This window comes from Streptomyces sp. NPDC058525 (genome assembly GCF_042719495.1).
GTDB lineage: Bacteria > Actinomycetota > Actinomycetes > Streptomycetales > Streptomycetaceae > Streptomyces.
Genome location: NZ_JBHXNP010000008.1, coordinates 1 through 7,291 on the forward strand (window position 1 = coordinate 1; position 7,291 = coordinate 7,291).

3 protein-coding genes, 2 tRNA genes and 1 pseudogene are annotated in these 7,291 nt (G+C 72.1%); 1 reads left to right on the top strand and 5 read right to left on the bottom strand.

Annotated features, from left to right (window positions below; translation table 11 throughout):
- Window positions 1-41: 41 nt before the first annotated feature.
- Window positions 42-115 (bottom strand) — tRNA-Met (locus tag ACFWP3_RS06330).
- Between the two features lie 301 nt (window positions 116-416).
- On the opposite strand from ACFWP3_RS06330, the gene ACFWP3_RS06335 reads away from it, so the two are divergent.
- A complete protein-coding gene (locus ACFWP3_RS06335) occupies window positions 417-1,691 on the top strand; it encodes an LPXTG cell wall anchor domain-containing protein (protein WP_384216756.1) in 1,275 nt (424 codons plus the stop codon).
- A gap of 103 nt (window positions 1,692-1,794) precedes the next feature.
- On the opposite strand, the gene ACFWP3_RS06340 is transcribed toward ACFWP3_RS06335, so the two are convergent.
- The 4 genes and pseudogenes from ACFWP3_RS06340 to ACFWP3_RS06355 form a co-directional block, all read right to left on the bottom strand.
- Window positions 1,795-1,867, bottom strand: a tRNA-Lys gene (locus ACFWP3_RS06340).
- 76 nt (window positions 1,868-1,943) lie between these two features.
- Window positions 1,944-4,286 (bottom strand): hypothetical protein, encoded by a 2,343-nt coding sequence (locus tag ACFWP3_RS06345; protein WP_384216758.1) that lies wholly within the window; start codon window positions 4,284-4,286, stop codon window positions 1,944-1,946.
- 193 nt (window positions 4,287-4,479) lie between these two features.
- On the bottom strand, window positions 4,480-6,831 hold the full coding sequence (locus ACFWP3_RS06350; protein ID WP_384216760.1) for a hypothetical protein: 2,352 nt from the start codon (window positions 6,829-6,831) through the stop codon (window positions 4,480-4,482).
- Between the two features lie 164 nt (window positions 6,832-6,995).
- Window positions 6,996-7,291 (bottom strand): annotated as a pseudogene (locus ACFWP3_RS06355) (RNA helicase); the annotation flags it as partial.

The window sequence follows — 7,291 nt, forward strand, 5'->3', positions numbered from 1 at the left end:
ACGACGGCCCGGTTCCAGGGGAACCGGGCCATCGTACTGAGTAGCGGGGACAGGATTTGAACCTGCGACCTCTGGGTTATGAGCCCAGCGAGCTACCGAGCTGCTCCACCCCGCGTCGGTAAACACAACTCTACGCCATCCGGGGAGACCCCTCCGCCAATTAACCGCCGCAGCACCCCCGCCAGCCCCATCACCCCAGGTCAGGGCGGATCAATCGACCAGAACCGGGCATCCGGCAGCGAAGATCATCTCTGTTGCACGCCGGTGACACTGCGGGGATCGTTCCGGGATCGGCCGCGGGCGAAGATTCACCTGTCGCCAAGGCCGCGGGGAACACGAACCGGCCGGAAGCACCAACCACACCGACCGGCTCGGCGCTCTGCCGATGCCCTTGTGATTCCTGGGGGGAGTCCACCATGTCCGTTCGCACCGCAGCCGCCATCGCAGTCGTCGCCGGCGTTGTCACCACTCTGCTGCCGCTCTCGGCCACCGCCGCGTCCGCCGCACCCGCCGCCGACGGCAACGCCGTCCTGCGCACGGAGATGGGCACCCCCGTCCCGAACGGTCCGCTGACCCGCGGCGGGGCCAGCGAGACCTTCGACCTGACGGTGAAGAACCCGACCGGCAAGGCCGTCACCTACAAGCCGTGGATGCTCCTGGACCCGACCGGCCCGAGCCGGCTCCAGCAGGCCGACGTGGTCTTCAAGGTCGACGCGGTGGACGCCCCGGCGACCAAGTCCTCGATCGGCCAGCAGGACGGCGAGTGGCAGGGCATGTTCTACCCGGCGTCCGGCGGCGAGGGCGGGCAGGGCGGCTTCGACATCCCGGCGAACGGCAAGATGACCTGGAAGGTCACCCTGGGCCTCGGCGCGAACTACCCCACTAACAACGGGGACTTCACCCTCCAGGCCGCCAGCTACAACAACTCGGTCGCCGCCGACGGCATGGGCTCCCACCTCTTCAAGGTCGGCCCGCAGATCACGACGGGCGAGCTGAAGACCTCGTTCAAGCAGGGCCTCGCCGACATGGGCGGCCAGGAGCACCGCGCGTACTGGGACCTGAACTACCAGGCCACCGGCGACGGCGCCTTCGCCACCGGCCTCTCGAGCACCCTGACCCTGTCGCACCCGGGTGAGGAGAAGGCCGACTTCCGCCTCCAGGCCATGATCGACGGCCGCTGGCAGGACCTGAAGGCCGAGGACGGCCGCTACGCGCTGCCCGAGATCCCCAAGGGCTTCGGCGCGGCGTCCGGTGTCCGCACCCTGCCGCTGCGGGTCAACCTGGGCCAGGACACCAAGATCAAGAAGAAGACCACCGTCACGATGGAGGTCGAGGTCTCCCACGCCTCGGGCAACACCTTCCCGATCAAGTTCGGTTACGTGCAGTTCCCGCTCACCCCGATCACCGAGCCGGCGCCCGCGCCGTCGGGCACCCCGACCACCTCCCCGTCCCCGTCGGCCACGCCCACCAAGGCCCCGGGCACCTCCACGGCGGTCCAGCCGGCCGCGGCCACCTCCTCCTCGGCCGCCGCCGCGGGCAACACGCACACGACCACCACGGGTTCGGGCTCGCTGGCCTCCACCGGCTCCTCGGACACGGGCCTGTACGCCGGCCTCGCCGGAGTCCTGGTCGCCCTCGGCGCGGCCGCCGCCTGGCTCGGCGCCCGCCGCCGCCGGGCCACCTCCGCCTGACCGGCACCCGCCCCGCACACGACGAAGCGCCCCGCCCGAACTGATCGGGCGGGGCGCTTCGTCGTACGGGCCACCGGGGTTGTCCCCCGCGGGCCCTGAGCAGTAGGCCATGTCGGACTCGAACCGACAACCAACGGATTAAAAGTCCGCTGCTCTGCCAATTGAGCTAATGGCCCTCGGCGTGCTCACCCCAGAGCATAGCCGGACAGCGCCGGTCAGCCGATCGGGTATCGGCTGACCGGCCTGTCGGGTTCAGCGGGCCGGGGGTCGCACCACGCGGGACGGGATGCCGGTGACCTTCACCGAACCGCTCGTGCGCAGCTCAGGGGTCTGGCCGTCGGCCGGGCGGGCCGTCAGGGTCCACTCGTAGTCGCCGGTGTAGAGGTATGCGCCCGACTGGTTCTTTCCGTCCCAGGCAGGCGTGATCAGGCCACGCGCCTCGCCGCCCGAGCGCACGACCGTCGAGATGCCGGAGGTCTTGTTGCGGACCGTCAGCTTCCAGGACGAGACCGGCTTCGACAGCCACCAGCGCGAGGACCAGCTCTTGGCCGTCTTGAAGTCCACCGTCGCCGCGGTGTCCTGGTCGATCACCGCGAGCGGGGAGGCCTTGCCGGACACGCCGAGCAGGTGGACGGTCTCCTTCGGGTCCGTGTAGGCCAGCCGGCCGCCGAAGCGGTCGACGGTCCAGTCGATGCCGTGGCCGGTGACGTACTGCTCGATCTTGTGTTCGCGCACCGGCGCGCCGCTGCGCAGGTTGTAGACCTCCAGGCCGCCTCCGCCCTGGTGGACGACGTAGCCGTCGCCGAGCCGCACGTGGTGGCGTTCGGGCGTGAAGGGCAGCGGGATCCGCTTCTTGGACGGGGTGTGGAAGGCGGCGGCGCCGTCACCGTCGAAGGAGCAGGTGGAGTAGAACCAGTCGGCGGTGGCCATGAGCTCGTACGGCTTGCAGCCCGTGCCGAGGTCCACCCGACGGGTGACCTGGCCGGTGCGCAGGTCGGTCCCGGCCACCACGCCCTTGTCCCCCTCGGGCTGCCAGAGCACGGCGCCCCACAGGGTGGACGGCGAGGAGGCCTTGACGTCCAGGATCCTGCCGGCGTCGATGTCGGCCACGAGGAGCCGGGAGGCGGAGTTCTCGGTCGCCACGAAGAGGACGTAGCGGCCCGAGACGCTCTCGATGTGGCCCGGCCGCAACTTCATGCCGCTCGCCAGCGGCACCTGGCGCACCGTGCCGCCCGCTCCGGCGTCGATCACGTTCACCGCGATCCCGCACGCGGAGCAGTTGGCCGTGTCGACGGACGACAGCGAGACGAACCGGCCGTCGCCCGTCGCCGCGCTCCGGGCGCCCGGGGCGTCCTGGAGGCCGCAGAGCTCGGTGTTCACCGTGGCGTCGCACGTCCAGGCGGGGGTCTGGGTCACGGTCGGAGGTCCGGACACCGAGGCCGTGTAGCCCTGGACGCTCGTCGCGGGGTCCTGCTGGCCCACGGCGAGCCGGCCCTGGGCGAGGGCGAGGCCCACCCGGTCCGCGGGGTTCGCGGGCAGGTCCACGGCCTTCTTCACGACGGGGGCGCCGTCGGGGCCCGGCGCGATGCGGTGGACGCCCCAGTTGCCGGAGTCGGTGCCGCCGACCATGAAGGCGGCGCCGTCGGTTCCGGGCAGGATCGGGGCGCTCCCGGTCCGCGGCAGCAGGACGCGCGCCGTGCCGCCGGTGACGGGCACCGCGGTGAGGCCCGCGTCGACCTGGGCGACCAGCCAGTCGCCCACGGGCTGAACGGATTCGTCGATCGAGGAGGGGACGGTGAGGGTGCGGGTCACCGTGCCGTCCGCGCGCGAGCGCAGGGTCACGGTGCCCGAGTTCTTCATCGCGATCCACTGCGAGCCGAGCCCGAACTTGGTGTGGGCCGTGTCCGTGACGCCGGTCGGCAGCGGCACGGGGCGCAGCGCGGCCGTGGCGAAGTCGAGCAGCGCCACGGTCTCGCCGCCGTTGCCGTTCAGGTAGGAGACGAGCGCGCCCTTCGTGTCGAAGGCCTTCACGCGGAATCCGGAGGTCCCGAACCTGTCCGGCGAGGTGACGGTCACGTCCTTGCGCGGCTCGTTCTCCCGGCCGATCAGGTGCAGCGTGAGCCAGCCGGCCTTGTCCACCTCGGCGGCGAGCACCTGGGTCGGCGAGAAGGCCTTCATCCAGGCTCGGCCCGCCGGGGCGGTCAGCGTCTCGCTCTTTCCGGAGCCGAGGTCGCGGATCGTGAGCGGCCCGGTGTTGTCGGCCGAGACGTAGTCGGCGCCCACTCCGCAGGCCATGGAGTCTCCGTGGAAGACCACCCCGGACGGGCCGGACGGGCCGGACGGGCACCAGTCCACGGTTGTCTCGCGGCCGTCCTGCAGGCTCCGCCAACGGGTGCCGGGACCCGGGCCGGTGAAGGTCAGCCCGGTGCCGCCCGCCCGCACGGTGACCTGTGCCGGGTCCCGGTGCGGCGGCGGAGCGATCGTCAGGTCGTCGGCGGCTGCCGTCGGGCCCGCCGCGGCCGGTACGGCGGCCGGGCCGCCGAGTCCGATGGCCAGTGCGAGCGCGGTGGCGCCCAGCACGCGTGACCGTCTCATTGAAGTCCCACCCCCAGGAAGTGCGCAGGGGTGGTCGCGCCTCGCGTTGCCGTGCCCCCGCCGCAAAAGTGTGTGGATCGTAGCAACACCCGAAAGGGCCCCCTCGGCCAGCTCGGATCCGAGCGGTCGCGGGGGCCCTTTCGTCCCTGTCGTCCCTGTCCTCCCTGCCGTCCCCGTCAGGGGGTCGGCCGGTTCAGCGGGCCGGGGGTCGCACCACGCGGGACGGGATGCCGGTGACCTTCACCGAGCCGGTCGTGCGCAGTTCGGGGGTTCCGTCGGCCGGGCGGGCCGTCAGGGTCCACTCGTAGTCGCCGGTGTAGAGGTATGCGCCCGACTGGTTCTTTCCGTCCCAGGCAGGCGTGATCAGGCCACGCGCCTCGCCGCCCGAGCGCACGACCGTCGAGATGCCGGAGGTCTTGTTGCGGACCGTCAGCTTCCAGGACGAGACCGGCTTCGACAGCCACCAGCGCGAGGACCAGCTCTTGGCCGTCTTGAAGTCCACCGTCGCCGCGGTGTCCTGGTCGATCACCGCGAGCGGGGAGGCCTTGCCGGACACGCCGAGCACGTGCACCGTCTCCTTCGCGTCCGTGTAGGCCAGCCGGCCGCCGAAGCGGTCGACAGTCCAGTCGCTGCCGTACCTCTTCAGGGGCTGCGCGATCTCGCGCTCCCGCACCGGCGCGCCGGAGCGCACGTTGTAGACCTCCAGGCCGGTGTCCGTCTGGTTCACGACGTACCCGTCGCCGAGCCGCACGCCGTCGCGCGCGCCGGTGAAGGGCAGCTGGATCCGCTTCTTGGACGGCAGATGGAAGGCGGAGGCGCCGGTGCCGCCGGAGGAGCAGCTGAAGTACAGCCAGTCGCCGCTCGCCTGGAGCTCGTACGGCCGGCAGCCGAGGTCGGCCCGCTGGGTGACCTGTCCAGTGCGCAGGTCGGTCCCGGCCACCACGGTGCCGTCCTCCCGGTCCCACAGGGTGGAACCCCACAGCGTGGCCGCTTGGGAGGGCTCGATGTCCAGGAGCTTCCCGGCCTCGATGTCGGCCGCCAGGGTCCGGATGATCTTGCTCGTGCCCTTGGTCTCCGTGGCGGTGAAGATGATGTACCGGCCCGAAGCGCTGTCGACCAGGTACGGCTCCATCGCCTCGGTGCCGCGCAGGTGCGCCTGGCGGAACGTGCCGTCGGGGCGGGCCTCCCGTACGTTCACCGCGACTCCGCAGAGCATGGTGCCGCAGGAGGCCTGGCCCATGGACGAGAGCGAGACGATGCGTCCGTCGCCGGTCGCGGTGGTCCAGCCGGGGATGTCGCCGCGGGGCGCGCAGAACCTGCTGTCCGTCGCCTCGTCGCAGCTCCAGTCGGGTGTCTGGTTCACCGGGGAGGTCCCGGACAGCGGCAGCGAGTAGCCGTGGAGGCTGCGGGCGGGGCCCTCCTGGCCCGCGAGGAGCCGGCCCTGGGCGAGGCTGAGCGTCACCCGGTCCGCGGGGTCCGGCGGCAGGTCCAGCACCACGGTCAGCGCCGGGGCGCCGTCGGGGCCGGGCTTGATCCGGTACATCGCCCAGTGGCTGGAGTCGGTGCCTCCGGCCACGAACGCGGAGCCGTCCGTTCCGGTCTGCATGCCGCGGTCGGAGGACCGGGCGAGCAGCGTGCGCGGGGCACCGCCGGCCACGGGTACCGCGGTGACCCCGCCGTTCGACGCCATGGTGTCCTGCCTGACCAGCCAGTCGCCCACGGGCTGGACCTTCCCGCGCTCGGGGACGGTGACGGTGCGGGTCACGGCCAGGTCGGCGCGCGAGTACAGGGTCACCTTGGCGGATCCGCTCTTGCGCACCGAGACCCACTCGGTGCCGAGGGCGAAGTCGGCCCAGAACGGGTCCTGCGCGTCGGCCGGCATGGCCAGCCGCGTCAGCGTCGCCTTCTCGAAGTCGAGCAGGGCGAGGGTGTCCTGGGTCGCGCCGTCAGCCCGGTAGGTGATCAGTGCGCCCTTCTCGTCGGAGGTGTTCACCCAGAACCGGTCGACCGCGATGCGTTCCGGCGTGGTGACGCGGACGTCCTTGCGCGGTTCGTTCTCACGGCCGATCAGGTGCAGGCTGATCCCTCCCGCGCCGTCCGGGTCGGTGGCCAGGACCTGCGTCGGCGAGAAGGTGCTGGTCCAGGACATGCCGGCGCCCGGGGCGGGGAGCGTCTCGCGGTGGCCCGTCGCCTGGTCGTGGAGGGTCAGCGGCCCGGCGGTCGTGCCGGGCTCGGTGCGGTAGTCGCAGCCGATGGTGTCGCCGAGGGTCATCCACTTGCCGTACTTCCCCGACGTGCAGTCCGCCTGCGGCACTTCGCTGCCGTCCGAGAAGCGCTTCCAGTACATCCCGCCGGCGGGCCGGGCGAACGTCGCGCCGTGCGGGCCGGCCGCGAAGACGATCTGGTGGGACGGTGTCTGGTGCGGCAGCGGAGCGACCGTCAGTTCGTCGGCCGCGGGTCCTGCGGCGGCCGGTCCGGCGGCGAGGGCGCCGATCCCCAGGGCCAGTGCGAGCGCGACGGCGCCCGGCACACGTGACCGTTTCATGTGTGTACTACCCCCCATACGAAGCGCCGGGGGAAGGTCGCGGTGTCGCGTTGCCGTGTCCCCGGCACAAAGTCCGGATCGTAGCAATACGCGACAGGGCCCCCACGGCCAGCTCGGATACGAGCGGTCGTGGGGGCCCTGTCAGGGGTTCAGCTCAGCTGCGGTCAGCCGTTGCGCTTCCAGCGCGGCTTGTCGTCGCGGCGGCCGCCGAAGCCGCCGGTGGAACCGGAGCCGGACGGACGGTGGTCGTCGCGGCGGCCGTACGGGCGGTCGCCGGCGCCGCCGGAGCGGAAGCCACCGGACGGACGGTCGTCACGACGGTCGCGGTTGAACGGGCGGTCGCCGCCACCGGAGCGGAAGCCGCCGGAGGGACGGTCGTCACGGTTGTACGTGCCGTTGCCCGTGGCCGGACGGTCGCCGCCGGAGCGGAAGCCGCCGGAGGGACGGTCGTCACGGCGGA